The organism is Pectobacterium zantedeschiae (genome assembly GCF_004137795.1).
Classification (GTDB): Bacteria; Pseudomonadota; Gammaproteobacteria; order Enterobacterales; family Enterobacteriaceae; genus Pectobacterium; species Pectobacterium zantedeschiae.
The window spans coordinates 1,369,472-1,383,612 of sequence record NZ_NWTM01000001.1 but is presented as its reverse complement, the minus strand read 5'-3'; the positions used below and the strand labels follow the sequence as shown (position 1 = coordinate 1,383,612).

The following is a 14,141-nucleotide window of genomic DNA, read 5'->3' as shown; positions in this document are numbered from 1 at the left end:
AAGGATGATTTTATATGAATTTTTTTTGGGTTAATCTGGGCACAAGTTTTAAAGAAGTTAAAGAGTATGGTTTCTTATGGGCCCCTAAGTATGCTACTAACGCTAATGGCAAAGAGGTTAAAAATGCTGGTTGGGAGTCCATGTCAAAAATTAAATCCGGAGATGTTATTTTTGGCTATCGAAACTGGGAAGTTAATTTAATATTAAGAGCGACAAGTGATTCGTATACTGCTGGCCGCCCCGACAATAGAAAGTTTGCAGCCTGGGAAGTTGAGGGGTGGAGAGTTGATATTGCTTATGAAGAGTTAACTTTGCCAATCGATATCAGAGAGTTTAAAGAGGAGTTTATAGATCTTTATAACGATTATTGCCACCCTAAAGTTTTTAATAAACGCGGGCTTTGTACTCAAATCTACATGTCATCTTTATCTGTATATGCTGGATTATATCTTATAGATAAAATAGATGAATTGAAATTAGATATTTTACTTGGTGAAGTAAGCCAAAAAGAATACGAAAGAAAAATCCTGGCTAAAGCAAGGATTGGTCAGGGTGAGTATAGGAAGGATTTATTAGAACTCTGGGAAGGGAAATGTGCCGTGACAGGGGTCGATCGTAAGGACCTACTTATTGCATCACATATATATCCTTGGTGCTTAAGTAAGAATGAAGATAAAATAAATAAATTTAACGGTCTCCTTTTATCCCCAAACTTAGACAGACTTTTTGATAAAGGATTAATTAGCTTTAACGATAATGGAAGTGTCTTAATAAAAGACACGCTCAGTGATGAAATCTTGTGTAAATTAGGTGTTTCTAATGAATTGAGGATTGACCTTATTAAAGAGGGGAACAAAAAATTTCTTAAGATGCACCGAAAGTTATATGGTTTTAAGTAAATATAAACTCATATAATTATTAGTTTTACTTAGTTTAGCACAAAAACCAGATGGATTATTATTGGCGGTTTTTTGTTAGGAACACTGCTTGCTAAGTTGTATGGCTAAAAAATAAACCTTATATTAATGGGGCTATAAAAACCGTTGAAATGGTTTAAATAAAATATGGGAGTTTGAGATAATAATGGATGAAAAATTAAACACTATTGGTGAAGGTGTCGCTGTGGGAGTTGGTGCTGCCGTAGGCGCTGGTTCTGGTGCTGCCATCGGTGTGGCTGGCGTAGCTGCGGCTGCAGAAGCTATGGCCGCTACTGCTGTAGCAGCTGGAGCATCAGCATCCGTAACGACTGGTGCAATTGCTGCTGCTGGTGGCGGTGCCATTGCAACTGGTGGCACTGGTATGGCTGGTGGTGTCGCTGCTATAGCTAGTGCTGCTGCAAGTAGCGCGGTTGTTCCTGTCGTTGGGTGGGCTGTCGCAGGGGCGGCAGTAGTAGGACTTGCATCATGGGGTGTATATAAATTCATAACTAAGTAACCTCTATTGACTCCCGATGATGCTGTATTTGCTTAAAAGTAATAGAACACATCACATAGCATATTAATTCTTAGGCCCTTAGGGGCCTTTTTGTTGCATATTGAAATATTTTATATAATATCATTACTGTATGGATATACAGTTAATTAAGGTGATGGATTGGCAATAAAACTACCAGGTTCGGGTTACGCAGTGGTGCGCTGCCGTGACCATGTCGTTGTAGCGACGTTTAAGGATTTTCCAGAATTTGACCGGGCGCTAACGTACCGGCGGGGCGATACGATTTCATTTATGCCGCTCCAGCCAGAGGAGATTGTCGGTACCCCGACACTATTCACACAAATGTTAGAGCGTGCCGGTTATCTAGTAAGCCAAGTTTAAAATAACAATATATAATTGCCGCTGATGGCCTGAACAACCATCAACTGCTGCGCCAACGGAGAGAAACCAATGGCGCAAAAAAACGTATCAAATCCTCAGTCACTGACGTTTAACGACGCCAGCGACTTTCTGTATTCAGCGGTCACCCTGCGAGGTGCCGCATGAAACAGCAATTCCATCTGGCAAATGATGCCGTCAAGCAAAACGCTATTAATTTTATTCGGCAGCTACCTGTTGACCAAAAACACCCCCTCGTCGTGGACATCAAAGAGCCCAGCCGCACCGATATTCAGAACAAAAAAATGTGGCCACTTTTGAAAGACCTCTCTGACCAGGTCGTCTGGTTCGGTAGTAAATACGATAAGGAGGACTGGAAAGACCTGATCACCGCGATGATTGCCAAATCCAAGAAGGAAGAGTTGCGCATGGCACCCGGATTGGATGGTGGCATTGTGATGTTCGGTCAGCGCACCAGCAAAATGAATATCCCGCAGATGGTAGAAGTTATTGAGGCTATCTACTGGTTCGGGACTCAGCAGCACGTAAATTTCAGCGAAAAATCCAAGCTGGAAATAGAGTGGGCTAAACGCTGGGGTGATCGTAATGGCTAAATTACACCGCCGTAAATGCAAAATCTGCGGTGAGAAATTCACGCCTCAATTCGACAATGTGCGCTGGTGCTGCCCTGAGCACGGCGCGCAGTACGCAATACAGCTCCGCGAAAAAGAAAAGCAGCGCCAGCAGCAGAAAAAACAGAGAGCGGATCAGGCTGCATGGCGGGAACGCAAGGCGGCTATAAAGCCCCTCTCACATTGGATCAGCATGACACAGCGAGCTGTTAACGACTGGCGGCGCGAATATCTGCTGGCCGCTGGCGATTGCTGCATATCCTGCGGTACACGCGAGGCGTTCGCCTGGCATGCCGGACACTACAGAACAACCGCAGCCGCATCACATCTGAGGTTTGAGCCTGACAATCTCTGGCTACAGTGTCACACATGCAACGTCCACAAATCGGGAAATATCGAGGCATACCGCATTTCGCTGGTGGGGCGAATTGGTGAATCCCGCGTGCAGGAACTGGAGAGCAACAACGGATCACACCGATGGACGCGTGAGGAACTCGACAAAATCCGGGCAACCGCCCGAGCTAATTTACGTGAACTGAAAAAGCAGGAGGCAGCATGACCCCACGCCAACGTCGCCAAAATAATGCAGGATTGGGATTTATAGCCGCTGCGCCTCGGAAAAGTTATCTGGGGCGTTTTACTTCATTAACCAACGTCCAGTCTGGCTGGATAAAATCATTACTTACCACATGGGGCGAGGGGGTAAGGGGTGAAGCAGGCCCCCGAATGCCGCGGGGACATGCATGCTGGAATGGCCTGAGAGGTAGTCGATGGTCGGATAAGGCGCTGGAGCGCTTTACGGCTGCATTGAATCAGGCGCGGTGCGAGGGCTACAAAGGGCAGCAGATAATGAATCGCGCTCACGCCATTCTATGGCCACAGACCACCAGCGTTATCGATCAGGCTATGCGCAATGATGATGCTGATTTTGTCGAGCAGTGCGTATTACTGGCATTAGATGTTAATGATCCGGTCTATCTGGTGGGTGTTCAGTATTACACCACGCGCAAAAAAATCTCAGATATTACTCGCGAGTTGCAGGCAATCGCGCCGTGGCTAACCGACAGTGAAGCGAGAAGGCGCGTTCGCTGGTGTCTGGATATATTCAGGGCAAAGGTTTTCTTGACGTCCCGAAAGCTATTAACTGAGCAGGTATGAATTATTTTTTGATTATTTGTGCTATTTATCTATTCGTATATTGAAATTGAGCCAAAAAATTGTTTAATGTATTCATGATTGGCAGAGCTACGCCACGATGGCAGCAATGGGAAGCGACAATCTGACAAATTCGAAAACCTCGCACTAGCGGGGTTTTTGCTTTCCGGCGATACGACAGGGGTATTCGCGAGATGCATTGCATCAGTACCCCTGTCATAGCGTCGAATTGCAAAAAAAAGACAAACACCGAAACCCGTCATCAGTGCGGGTTTTTTTGTTATGATTCTCCTTTCACAAGGAGGGCATCATGACTTGGCAGGGCGTACCTTTTCCATTTGGACAATATCAAACCGAGTTGCTTGAACGCGGAGTTTTAACCGTAGATAAGATTCCTACTATAGTGGTTGATTCTGGGTTCGCTTGGGATACTATTATAGCGACCCTACTGGGTTCTCTTATTGCTGGCTGGATTCCTGGTTTTATCGCGTTAAAGAGCATTAGAAGTAATGAGCGGAATACAAGAATAACAATTGCGATTACTCATCATCAAAAAAGAATTGATGAAATAAAGAGCACTGCATCAGAATATATGTCAAATATTTTAGTTTTTGGTGTTTATGTTTCTGCAAGAAATATTGATGAAATTAAAGAAGATAATGAGTATGAAGAAAAAATGCTTGAGTTTTTGCGAAAGGAAAATTTATTAAGGAATAAGTTTTTATTGATTTTTGAAAATAACAGTCAAGAGTCACAGAAGATGGTATTGAAACTGGATAGCCTAATTAGGCTAAATGGTCGCCTAATTCAGGAACGAGAACTAAGTAAATCAATATTTGATGATATAAAATCTGCAACTAGTGACCTATTGGTTTTGGTTAAAGATTATTGTTATTCTGAAGATAGTAGGTTTTACAGCAAGGTCTAAGCATTGGATTAAAGGATTATCCTGTAAGGGCTGCGCTAAGGCGTGGCCTTTTTTATGTGCGCCGTGTAAGAAAGAAGTAAACTAGTTTAATAAGACGTGATAATCCCTTTATGTACATTGAACGTGTCCTAGTGACTCATACTGTACATACATCAAAGAGGGATACATCGCATGAAACTGAACGTCATCAAGTTACTGCCAGCTTTACTTCTGGGCGCATGCTCAACGTACCAACCGCAAGAGACAGCCGAACAACCTCGGGAGCAAGCTGAAATCGCTGCGCCTGCACCGGCACGGCAAGCCGCTGTTGCAGCGGTCGCGGCAGTGTCGAAAGATAACTGTCTCGTGGGATGCCCAACCGGTGGCAGTGCGCAGACATTAATCCGTGACGCATACACGCTGAACAACAACGCCTCTACTCGTTTCGCGAACTGGGTAGCGTATAAAATGACATCATCAAGCCAAGCAAGTGGCCGATCGCGCACATGGCGTCAAGACCCTGATTTGCCTGCTGCTGATACGTTGGCACCAGCAGCATATACTGGCGCGAATGCGGCGTTAGCTGTTGACCGTGGACACCAGGCTCCATTGGCTGGGCTCGGGGGTTCGTCAGACTGGCAATCTTTGAATTATTTATCGAACATCACGCCGCAAAAAGCCGACCTAAATCAGGGCGCCTGGGTGCGGCTGGAAGATAAAGAGCGTGCGTTATCCAATACCACAGCTGTCTATACAGTGACTGGCCCACTGTTTGAGCGCAATATTGCTACATTACCTAATGCTCCATCGGTTCAAATCCCGAGCGGCTACTGGAAGATTCTGTTCACAGGTTCTAGCCCGGCTGATGGCAAATTCGCGGCGTTCATTATGAATCAAGACACCCCGCGTGCGGCTAACTTCTGTAATTTCCAAGTGACAGTAAGTCAGATTGAACAGAAGACCGGTTTAAACATTTGGTCATCGCTTCCTGCGAATGTAGCCAACACAATCAAGTCACAAAAGGGTGCTCTTGTGAGTGACCTCGGCTGCCCCTGATACAACTCCGCAGTAATTAATAAATTACGTAGCCCGCTGTAAGTTCGCGGCGGGCTTTCTTTGCCCTTAAATCACACTGTGCCCCGTAACTCGGAGGTGGAGATATGAAAATGCCAGATAAAAATCCCGACGCGTGGGCGCAACTGATCGCGTGGTTTACACAGAAAGAAGTCGGTTACTCAGTTGCCGCGGCAGTAATGGCGCTTTTGCGTGCCGCGTATGTTGGTCGTGATAGCTGGTCACGACGATTGCTCGATGCTGCTATGTGTTCGCTGGTTGCCTACTACATCAATGACGGGTTGTCAGCATTGGGATGGGATTCGAATTTTGCGTCGATGGGCAGCGTATTCATCGGCTTCCTCGGCATTGACTATATCAGTTCCATTCTTCGCCGCGTTGTTGGAAGTAAGACTGGCGACACTAATTCGCAGGTATAAATATGAATCAGTCACAATTTCAAATGGCGGCTAATATCAGCGCCGAGCTGGCTGCGCGTTGGTATCCGGTTATTAAGGACACATTCGATGTATACGGCATCACTCTGCCGGTGGCACAAGCGATGTTTATTGCTCAAGTGGGCCACGAGTCAGCCGGATTTTCTCATATCGTTGAGTCGTTTAACTACAGCCAGAATGGTTTGAAAGCGACATTCGGCCATCGTCTGAGTGCTGACCAGATTTCGATGCTGGGGCGTCAGCCCGGTGAAAAATCTGTTCCTATGAACCGACAGGCGGCAATAGCTAATCTGGTTTATGGCGGGAGAATGGGAAACAAGGCTGCGGGTGACGGCTGGAACTTCCGTGGGCGCGGGCTGATTCAAGTCACAGGTGCAACGAACTACATGAATTGTGGTGCGGTATTGGGCGTGGATTTGATTGCTAAACCTGAGCTATTAGAGCAGGACATTTATGCTATGCGTTCTGCGGCGTGGTTCTGGAATTCACGTAAATGCGGCGCTGTAGCTGATGACGTCGTTGCAGTAACGCGATTGATAAACGGCGGAAGTAACGGATTGGCCGAGCGGCGTGAACGTTTTGAACGAGCTCGACAGGTTCTGGTATGAGCATTATCCCTAATTGGAAAATAGCAGCTGTTTCGCTGGTGGCTGGAATCATCGCTGGCGGATCATTCTGCTGGTGGATCGTATCAACGAATTATGACGCTGATATAGCGACACTGAAAACTGAACACGCTCTGGTGCTGAAATCCGTATCAGACAAAGCGACAGCGGATAGCGAAGCGGCTCGTAATCGTGAGCACAACTTCCAACAACAAATAGCAGCGTTAGATGCCAAATCCACAAAGGAGCGGAAAGATGCAAAACGTGAAGCGGATCGTCTGCGTAATGATATTGTCAGCGGCAAGCGTCGCGTGCAGTTCGCCAGCGCAGCCCTTGCAACCTGTGAGCAATCAGCGGGCGCAGTACGCAGCGCCAGCAGCATGGGCAATGCAACCGCCCTCCGACTCTCTCCGGTTGCTGGACGAAACATTCTCGATATCAGAGCCGGAATAAAGGACGACCAGTCGAAACTGCTTTACCTTCACGGGTATATTCGAGGGCTGCAACAGCAGGGCATCATCGCCCACTAATCGGCATCAGACCTACTGATTCCGCTCAACGGGGTTATTTCACCCTCCGAGAGCGAATCGAAACCGTCACCAACCAATTAACGGGCTTGCAAGCGTACGTGCGGGAACAATGCCTTGGATAAAATTATTAATAATCATAGTCCTGTAGCAAGTGAGCATTGTTTGACGACCCACCAGTCACGGGCTACAAGCACCCAAGAACTTGACGCTAGGGGAAGCACGCGCTTGTTAATCTGCTGAAACATCTCGTCTTCAGTGTTAGATACTTTCTGCTGGAAGAAAAGCGCATAGTCAATGGCGAGGTCACTTGGGGTAGGGTTATAGTCATCAGGACTCATCTTGGAGGCCATTGAAACATAACGGCTCAGCGCAAGCTTCATAACCTGAGCTGTATTGTCAGCCATCATTGTGTTGGCGATATATGCACATTGGTTGATTGACTGCACTTGCTGATACTCAGCCATACTCATACCTTCAGCATTCACTGTGCCAGAAGAAGCGATGATAAGTGGCACGGCGGTTAAAAAATTAGTTTTCACAAAAGAGATCTCAGCATTAGGAAGGGTTAAGTTAGCATTCGTTTCATGATCGTGGAAGTGTGCATGACGGATGGAGGTTGTGCCTTGATCTGAGTCGTTATGTTTAGGCCACTGCGAGAGTATGGCTTGAATTTTTAGGAATAGACCCCATTAATAAAATAATCTAGCACCGACAAACAATGCATGGGGTTATGTATGGCTCTTAAAGAAACGAAGTTTACTGTTTTAATTACTTTCGACATTACAGTTGATGGGCGTACGGAAGTTTACTCTAAGGTAACAAAGCAACTTGCTGACAATGGATTCACCAAGGAAAGCCCATCGGGAGTCGAGTTACCTGAAAACGTTTATTATGGCGTCATTGCAAGGCCTGTAGAGTTTGATGATGAAGGTCATGTATCGGTTGGTGAATTAAAGTCTGCATCGGACTCTATTAGTGCGCGAGTGATTGAACTTCTGGAACAGATTTTTGATATCAATGATGTCCAGAACAAGATGCTTGTTCATGTTGGACGTAAATCAACTTCCACCACGGTAATTAAATAACACTGTCACACATCCTAGCGTTTTTTATTGCCGCCACAAAGGCCACTTTCGAGTGGCTTTTTTAATGGCTCAAAACAGGAAAACAACCATGGCAAAACCGGACTGGGGAGCCATCGAATCGGCATACCAGGCCGGAGTGATGTCTCTCCGTGAAATAGTGGCATAGTACGACAACGGTATGATCAAGCCATTAGCAGATGGCTGAGGCCAGCAGTAAGGCATCTAATCTGGCGCACGTGATAATGCTTGAAAAGTGCGCAATCGACCCAATTATCATTTTGCTGTCATCTACTGGGGATGGCTTAGAAAAGGAAAATATAATGTTAGAGAACTATTTTGCTGGAGCTAGCAAAACAGAAGAAGAGGCAATCCAGAAAGCACAACGATTACTAGCTGTGCAGGCGGCGCTTGAAGTTGCGAAAGCCTCAGTAGGGAGTTCGGACGTTTGCGCTACTTGCAAAACGGATGTTGAGCTTAAGGCTGTTGCTCAACATATATCCACGCTAGCTGATGCTATTCAAGAAGCATTAAAAGTAAAGTAAATCGGCTTATCGGAACCATATAAGGGCGATTTTATATCGCCAGCACAAAGGCCACCTTCGGGTGGTTTTTTTATTGCCATCACACCATTCATTTCCAAGCGAGTGAATAGCGTAATGGTTTTATAAAATGCTAAAAACATCCACGGTACCGCACAGAAAGCAGAATATCGTATAGGTTTTCGTTGTCGCCGGTATCCGGTACCGTGGGGTTTATAGTTTCCAATGTAGAGGAATATTCTGTTATGTCTGATAAAGACATTACGCGGCCATACCCGCCAAATGATTTCATGACGCCTCACATCCCGTGCCCATATACCAGGTTAATACCTGCGGACGAGATTTATGATTGGGTAGACAAGCAGATCATCAGCGAAAGCGGAAACCTGTATAACCCGGATCATTTTCATCTGCATACAGCTGATATTGCGTTTATGTGGGCGTCATCAGCATTCGAGAAAAAAGGCCGTACTGTTCTTGGTCAATGCGAAGAAGTGATGATGCGTGCGGGTGGATGGCAAAAAGCGAGAATGGAACAGCAGATGCACGAATGGTTCGGGAGAATCCCAACATTCATTATCACGCTGGCCGCTGACTATTGCGCTCAATGTAGCGATCTGGATTTCTGCGCACTCATTGAGCATGAGCTTTACCACATTTGCCACGCGACTGATGAATTTGGCGCTCCGAAATTTAAACGAGATACCGGATTGCCGGTGCTGAAAGTGCGCGGTCACGATGTTGAGGAATTCGTTGGCGTCGTTCGTCGCTACGGTGCAAGCCGTGACGTGCAGGAAATGGTTGATGCGGCAAACAACAGGCCGGAAGTGGCTCACGTCGATGTGGCGAGGGCATGCGGAACGTGCTTATTAAAATTGGCGTAAATTTTGGACAGGGTTGGACGGATGGTGAACTATGGCGGTGTTAAAATCAGAGGTAAAAGCCTTCATCATCCAATCACTTGCATGCTTTGATACCCCCTCTCAGGTAGTTGAGTCCGTCCAAAAAGAATTTGGCATCAAAGTTAGCCGTCAGCAGATTGAATCACACGACCCCACGAAAGTTAGCGGCAAAAAGCTCGCGAAAAAATGGGTTGATATGTTCAATGAATCCCGCAAGCGCTTCCAGAATGAAATCTCAGATATCCCGATCGCCAACAAAGCGTATCGACTCCGCGCGCTCAATCGCATGGCTGTTAAGGCTGAGGAAATGAAAAACTTCGGGATGACCGCTCAATTGCTCGAGCAGGCAGCCAAAGATGTTGGTGACGTTTACACCAATAAGCAGAAGGTGGAGCAAAGCGTGGTTGCCACTCATAACGTTATGCCTGTTCCGAGTTGCGATAGCGTTGAAGGTTGGGAGGCGGCAGCACAGAAACAGCAGAGCGAGGTTCTTGGTGGATGAATTACAAAGCCGTCTGGAAACCTTTGCCGGGATCGCAATCACTCTCCCTTAGCTGTCCTTGTAACGAGATACTCTACGAGGGAACTCGCGGGCCGGGTAAAACCGCCGCCCAGTTGGCGCGCTTTCGTCGCCTGGTTGGTCTGGGCTATGGTTCGTTCTGGCGCGGCGTCATTTTCGATACCGAGTATAAAAACCTCACCGACATTATCACCCAGTCAAAGCGTATGTACCGCCTGTTTAACGACGGCGCACGCTATCTGGCATCGGCCAGTGAATTGCGTTGGGTTTGGCCTACCGGCGAAGAGCTGCTGTTCCGATTCGGGAAGGAAGAGGGTGATTACTGGGACTACCACGGGCAGGAGTTCCCGTTCATCGGGTTCAACGAGCTGACAAAGCAGCAGTCTGCTGAATTCTACGAAATGATGTTTTCGTGTCGTCGTAGCTCGTTCCGGCCCGAGAACTACCCGCTGGCGGACGGCAGTCTGCTGAAGCCGATCCCCCTGGAAACGTTCAGCACGACCAACCCGTTCGGCATCGGCCATACCTGGGTGAAGAAGCGCTTCATCGAGCCTGCGCCGCGCGGCACCATCATTCGCGAAACGCAGAAGGTGTTTAACCCGCAGACTGAGCGCGAAGAGGATGTGACGCTTACACGCGTTGCAATTCACGGCTCGTTCAAAGAAAACCCGTATCTGGATCCGCAGTACATCGCGACGCTGATGGCTATCAAAGACCCGAACCGGCGCAAAGCATGGGTAGAAGGTTCATGGGATGTGACCAGTGGCGGGCGCTTTGACCACCTGTGGAATGCGCTGTTGCACGTTATCAAGCCGTTCCGTATCCCGGATAGCTGGACGGTTGACCGCTCCCACGACTGGGGCGAATCAAAGCCGTTCTCTAACCTCTGGTGGGCGCGCGCCGACGGCACAGCCGCTGAGTTGCCCGACGGCCGCCAGTTCTGCCCGCCAGCCGGGTCGCTGATTCTGATTGGTGAGTGGTACGGCTGCCCGCCGGACGAACTCAACAAAGGCCTCAATATGTCCTCGACGAACGTCGCAAAGGGCGTTGCATGGGTTGATAAACGTCTGTTGGGTGAGGAAGTAGACGAGCCGGAGGAAGTTCAGGGCAAAGGCCAGATGCACATTGTGCCAGGCATATGCCGCGAAGTTATCCCCGGCCCTGCCGACGGCGCAATTTTCAACACTGGCGACAACGAGCTTTCCATTGCACAGAAAATGGAAGCTCAGGGCGTCAAATGGATACCGGCGGACAAGACGCCGGGATCGCGTATCAACGGTGCATCGCTTTTCGCGGACATGCTTGAGGCGGTTGTTGAAGCCAAAAAGATGGAGTCAGGAATACCCGAGAAGCCAGCTTTTTATGTAATGGAGCACTGCCGGGGCTGGATAAGCCGCATCCCTGTTTTAGTCCGTGACGACAAGAAGTCTGACGATGTCGACACCACCCAGGAAGATCACGACTGGGATGCTACTCGTTACCGCGTACTGCACTCACCGGCGAAGGTGGGGGCAATCTTCTTCTAAGGAGCTCATCAGTGAGTGAACAACAAGGCGAGGTTTCATTCCTCGTAAACGCCCTTACTGATGCTATCGGGCGGCAGCGAATGCTGTACGCAGGGCGCAATGGCAACGTGAAGCGCACGAAGTTGTGGGACGAGTTCGGCTACCCGGACACGCTCAGCTTCGATAATTTCTACCGGCAGTACCGGCGCGGTTCGACCGGCTTCTCGGCCGTGCACAAGCTTCTCGATGGCTGCTGGGTCGACCGGCCAACCATCATCGACGGCGACGAAGACAAGGAGTCGACGACCACAACGCAGTGGGAGAAAGCTGTCACGAAGCTGATGAAAAAACACTGGGCGAAAATCAAAGACGCTGATCGACGCAACATGGTCGGCCGCTATTCCGCATTACTGATACAGGTGCGCGATAGCCGGGACTGGAGCCAGCCTATTGATACCGACGTGGTAAAAAAACTCGGCAGCAAAGCACTGGTGAAACTTATCCCGGCGTGGGAGCCACAGATCACACCGGGCAATCTGGATATCGATACCTGGTCTGAAACTTACGGCCAGCCAGTCAGCTATCAGTTCAATGAGCAACCTATCGGCGATGAGGGAACTTACAGCAGTCCGCGTTCAGTCCAGGTTCATCCCGATCGTATTATCCTGCTGTGTGAGGGTTCTGAGGATGACAATATTCTGTCAGGAATCCCGCTCCTTGAGGCCGGTTACAACGACCTGCTGGATATTGAGAAGACGAAAGGCGGCAGTGCGGAAGGGTTCCTGAAGAATGCCAGCCGTCAGCTCGCCACTGAGTTCGGCGAACAGGTCAGCATTGATGCGCTGATCAAACAGGCAAAAGAAGCCGGTTATGACAAGCTCGGCGACGCGATGAACGACAAGGTAACGAAGCTGAATAGCGGTACCGACGCGGCGCTAGTGACGCAGGGTGGTAAAACCTCCGTGCTCTCGGTGGCTGCTGCTGACCCGACGCCAAGTTGGACTGTGTCGGCTAACTCGTTCTCTTCCACAATTCAGTGCCCGTTCAACATTATGTTCGGCAAGCAGACGGGCAACCTCGCGTCTGAGGAAGATAAGGCAGCCTGGGCAAACCGCTGTAACGAGCGCCGCTGGGGCTTTCTTTCTGACGTTATTACCCGTGTGATTGAGCGTTTCTGGACTGTCGGCATTATTGATCCGCCGGCATCCGGTGAGGTGACGCTGACCTGGTCTGATTTATTGGCCCCGAGTGAGAAAGAAAAGCTCGCGAACATGGCAACGATGGCGGACGTGGCGGCGAAGACCCAGCAGGCCTTTGGCACTCCCGCGGTAGATGAGAACGAGGTCCGCGCTGTCGGTGAGCTGGAACCACGAAAAGAGCCCAGAACACCAGACCCCAATGCAAAACCACCTGGTAAGGATCCGCTGACAGATGATGATGACAGTGCAGACCCGAATCGGGACGCCAATCGTTCCACGCAATAAAGCGGACCCTACGCAGTCAGCGCGGCAGGTTGGCAGGATGTTTCGTGACATCGATGAGCGCTATCTGACGATAAAGCGCCGCCTGAAAGCGATGTTTGACCAGCGGCTGACCGGGCAGCAGCGTGAAGCCAACGGCGAGAAGTCCTGGCTGATGTGCAACAACGATGGCGCAGAGCCTTCGCTGTACCAGGTTAATGCCGGTCGCTACATCTACGATATGACGGCGGCGCAGTTGGCCGACCTGCTTCAGATAGTCCAGACCATCCTGGATGATGCACTGCTCGACGGTGGAAGCCAAAATCTCTGGGCGCTGGATTATGTCGCCGCTGAGTATGAGCGAGGTACGCGAAACGCCTTCACCAACTTGTCGGTGCAGTCTCAGGCGTACGCCAGTCAGACAACGCTGCAGCAATTGCTCTCCAGCTCGGCATACCAGAATCAGATAGCCAGCGCATATATCAGTACTTACAGCGACTGGAAGCTCGAGAGTGACCGGGCGCGCGGTGACCTCGCGAACGTCATTGCCGACGCTATTGGCAGAGGCGTTAACCCTCGCGAGACTGCGAAGGTAATCAGCAAGCGCCTTGATGTCTCGATGACACGCGCCAAAACGATGGCCCAGACCGAGCAGGTTGGCGCGCTACGTCAGGCACAGTGGAACGAAACGAACTGGGTTGCTGATAGGTTGGGACTGAATACCGGTCTTCTGTGGCTGTCAGCGCTCAAACCTACGACGCGCCCGTGGCATGCCAGTCGACACGGCAACGTGTACACCACTGAACAGGTAAGGGCGTTTTATGCTGAGAGAGGCAACCAGTACAACTGCTACTGCAGCCAGATTCCGGTGCTGCTTAACGAAGACGACAGCATATTTAATGAAGGGCTGGCGGAAAAGTTGAAGAAAGAGCGTCAGCAGTGGAGTGAATCCTAAAAAAGTTATATGGTGCTATTTTC

18 protein-coding genes and 1 pseudogene are annotated in these 14,141 nt (G+C 49.1%); 18 read left to right on the top strand and 1 reads right to left on the bottom strand.

The features are described from left to right. Positions 1-14 precede the first annotated feature (14 nt). The 11 genes and pseudogenes from CLR69_RS06325 to CLR69_RS06270 all read left to right on the top strand — a co-directional run. Positions 15-899 (top strand): HNH endonuclease, encoded by an 885-nt coding sequence (locus tag CLR69_RS06325; RefSeq protein ID WP_129711385.1) that lies wholly within the window; start codon positions 15-17, stop codon positions 897-899. Between the two features lie 223 nt (positions 900-1,122). After that, positions 1,123-1,434: a hypothetical protein gene (locus tag CLR69_RS06320; protein ID WP_129711384.1), complete on the top strand. Its 312-nt coding sequence runs from the start codon at positions 1,123-1,125 to the stop codon at positions 1,432-1,434. A 542-nt stretch (positions 1,435-1,976) separates the two neighbouring features. Beyond that, a complete protein-coding gene (locus CLR69_RS06310) occupies positions 1,977-2,426 on the top strand; it encodes a recombination protein NinB (RefSeq protein ID WP_129711382.1) in 450 nt (149 codons plus the stop codon). Beyond that, a complete protein-coding gene (locus tag CLR69_RS06305) occupies positions 2,419-3,003 on the top strand; it encodes a recombination protein NinG (RefSeq protein ID WP_129711381.1) in 585 nt (194 codons plus the stop codon). The genes CLR69_RS06310 and CLR69_RS06305 overlap by 8 nt, the downstream gene beginning before the upstream one ends. Continuing rightward, the gene (locus CLR69_RS06300; RefSeq protein ID WP_129711380.1) at positions 3,000-3,602 is read left to right on the top strand and encodes a hypothetical protein; all 603 of its coding nucleotides are present in this window, start codon (positions 3,000-3,002) and stop codon (positions 3,600-3,602) included. The genes CLR69_RS06305 and CLR69_RS06300 overlap by 4 nt, the downstream gene beginning before the upstream one ends. 307 nt (positions 3,603-3,909) lie before the next feature. Continuing rightward, positions 3,910-4,527, top strand: a complete 618-nt coding sequence (locus CLR69_RS06295; protein WP_129711379.1) for a hypothetical protein — start codon at positions 3,910-3,912, stop codon at positions 4,525-4,527. 171 nt (positions 4,528-4,698) lie between these two features. Beyond that, positions 4,699-5,562: a DNA/RNA non-specific endonuclease gene (locus CLR69_RS06290; RefSeq protein WP_129711378.1), complete on the top strand. Its 864-nt coding sequence runs from the start codon at positions 4,699-4,701 to the stop codon at positions 5,560-5,562. A 104-nt stretch (positions 5,563-5,666) separates the two neighbouring features. Then, positions 5,667-5,999, top strand: a complete 333-nt coding sequence (locus CLR69_RS06285) for a phage holin, lambda family (protein ID WP_129711377.1) — start codon at positions 5,667-5,669, stop codon at positions 5,997-5,999. Between the two features lie 2 nt (positions 6,000-6,001). After that, positions 6,002-6,625, top strand: coding sequence for a glycoside hydrolase family 19 protein (locus CLR69_RS06280; RefSeq protein ID WP_131534986.1), 624 nt, complete (start codon positions 6,002-6,004; stop codon positions 6,623-6,625). After that, complete coding sequence (locus tag CLR69_RS06275) at positions 6,622-7,152, top strand: lysis protein (protein WP_129711376.1); 531 nt, start codon at positions 6,622-6,624, stop codon at positions 7,150-7,152. The genes CLR69_RS06280 and CLR69_RS06275 overlap by 4 nt, the downstream gene beginning before the upstream one ends. An 8-nt stretch (positions 7,153-7,160) precedes the next feature. Further along, positions 7,161-7,274 (top strand): annotated as a pseudogene (locus CLR69_RS06270) (lysis system i-spanin subunit Rz); the annotation flags it as partial. 12 nt (positions 7,275-7,286) lie between these two features. Here the strand turns inward: CLR69_RS06270 and CLR69_RS06265 are convergent. Next, complete coding sequence (locus CLR69_RS06265) at positions 7,287-7,691, bottom strand: hypothetical protein (protein ID WP_129711375.1); 405 nt, start codon at positions 7,689-7,691, stop codon at positions 7,287-7,289. 195 nt (positions 7,692-7,886) lie between these two features. Here CLR69_RS06265 and CLR69_RS06260 point away from each other — a divergent pair, with 195 nt between their 5' ends. From CLR69_RS06260 to CLR69_RS06230, 7 genes are all read left to right on the top strand, one after another. Then, positions 7,887-8,237, top strand: a complete 351-nt coding sequence (locus CLR69_RS06260) for a hypothetical protein (RefSeq protein ID WP_129711374.1) — start codon at positions 7,887-7,889, stop codon at positions 8,235-8,237. Positions 8,238-8,557: 320 nt separating this feature from the next. Continuing rightward, positions 8,558-8,779 carry a hypothetical protein gene (locus CLR69_RS06255; protein WP_129711373.1) on the top strand — a complete coding sequence of 74 codons (222 nt, stop codon included), beginning with the start codon at positions 8,558-8,560 and terminating at the stop codon, positions 8,777-8,779. 242 nt (positions 8,780-9,021) lie between these two features. Further along, positions 9,022-9,660 (top strand): putative metallopeptidase, encoded by a 639-nt coding sequence (locus tag CLR69_RS06250; protein ID WP_129711372.1) that lies wholly within the window; start codon positions 9,022-9,024, stop codon positions 9,658-9,660. Between the two features lie 31 nt (positions 9,661-9,691). Next, on the top strand, positions 9,692-10,180 hold the full coding sequence (locus tag CLR69_RS06245) for a DUF2280 domain-containing protein (RefSeq protein ID WP_129711371.1): 489 nt from the start codon (positions 9,692-9,694) through the stop codon (positions 10,178-10,180). Continuing rightward, positions 10,177-11,724 (top strand): terminase, encoded by a 1,548-nt coding sequence (locus CLR69_RS06240; protein ID WP_129711370.1) that lies wholly within the window; start codon positions 10,177-10,179, stop codon positions 11,722-11,724. The genes CLR69_RS06245 and CLR69_RS06240 overlap by 4 nt, the downstream gene beginning before the upstream one ends. An 11-nt stretch (positions 11,725-11,735) precedes the next feature. Further along, entirely contained in the window at positions 11,736-13,187 is a 1,452-nt protein-coding gene (locus CLR69_RS06235; RefSeq protein WP_129711369.1) for a DUF1073 domain-containing protein, read from the top strand. Then, a complete protein-coding gene (locus tag CLR69_RS06230; protein ID WP_165345956.1) occupies positions 13,141-14,118 on the top strand; it encodes a phage minor head protein in 978 nt (325 codons plus the stop codon). Before CLR69_RS06235 ends, CLR69_RS06230 begins: the two co-directional genes overlap by 47 nt. The last annotated feature ends 23 nt before the right edge of the window (positions 14,119-14,141 follow it).

Bases quoted from the DNA above. Each gene is read 5' to 3' on its own strand.
- CLR69_RS06325 (WP_129711385.1), top strand. From the start codon at position 15: ATGAATTTTTTTTGGGTTAATCTGGGCACAAGTTTTAAAGAAGTTAAA.
- CLR69_RS06310 (WP_129711382.1), top strand. From the start codon at position 1,977: ATGAAACAGCAATTCCATCTGGCAAATGATGCCGTCAAGCAAAACGCT.
- CLR69_RS06305 (WP_129711381.1), top strand. From the start codon at position 2,419: ATGGCTAAATTACACCGCCGTAAATGCAAAATCTGCGGTGAGAAATTC.
- CLR69_RS06300 (WP_129711380.1), top strand. From the start codon at position 3,000: ATGACCCCACGCCAACGTCGCCAAAATAATGCAGGATTGGGATTTATA.
- CLR69_RS06295 (WP_129711379.1), top strand. From the start codon at position 3,910: ATGACTTGGCAGGGCGTACCTTTTCCATTTGGACAATATCAAACCGAG.
- CLR69_RS06290 (WP_129711378.1), top strand. From the start codon at position 4,699: ATGAAACTGAACGTCATCAAGTTACTGCCAGCTTTACTTCTGGGCGCA.
- CLR69_RS06285 (WP_129711377.1), top strand. From the start codon at position 5,667: ATGAAAATGCCAGATAAAAATCCCGACGCGTGGGCGCAACTGATCGCG.
- CLR69_RS06280 (WP_131534986.1), top strand. From the start codon at position 6,002: ATGAATCAGTCACAATTTCAAATGGCGGCTAATATCAGCGCCGAGCTG.
- CLR69_RS06275 (WP_129711376.1), top strand. From the start codon at position 6,622: ATGAGCATTATCCCTAATTGGAAAATAGCAGCTGTTTCGCTGGTGGCT.
- CLR69_RS06260 (WP_129711374.1), top strand. From the start codon at position 7,887: ATGGCTCTTAAAGAAACGAAGTTTACTGTTTTAATTACTTTCGACATT.
- CLR69_RS06255 (WP_129711373.1), top strand. From the start codon at position 8,558: ATGTTAGAGAACTATTTTGCTGGAGCTAGCAAAACAGAAGAAGAGGCA.
- CLR69_RS06250 (WP_129711372.1), top strand. From the start codon at position 9,022: ATGTCTGATAAAGACATTACGCGGCCATACCCGCCAAATGATTTCATG.
- CLR69_RS06245 (WP_129711371.1), top strand. From the start codon at position 9,692: ATGGCGGTGTTAAAATCAGAGGTAAAAGCCTTCATCATCCAATCACTT.
- CLR69_RS06240 (WP_129711370.1), top strand. From the start codon at position 10,177: ATGAATTACAAAGCCGTCTGGAAACCTTTGCCGGGATCGCAATCACTC.
- CLR69_RS06230 (WP_165345956.1), top strand. From the start codon at position 13,141: ATGACAGTGCAGACCCGAATCGGGACGCCAATCGTTCCACGCAATAAA.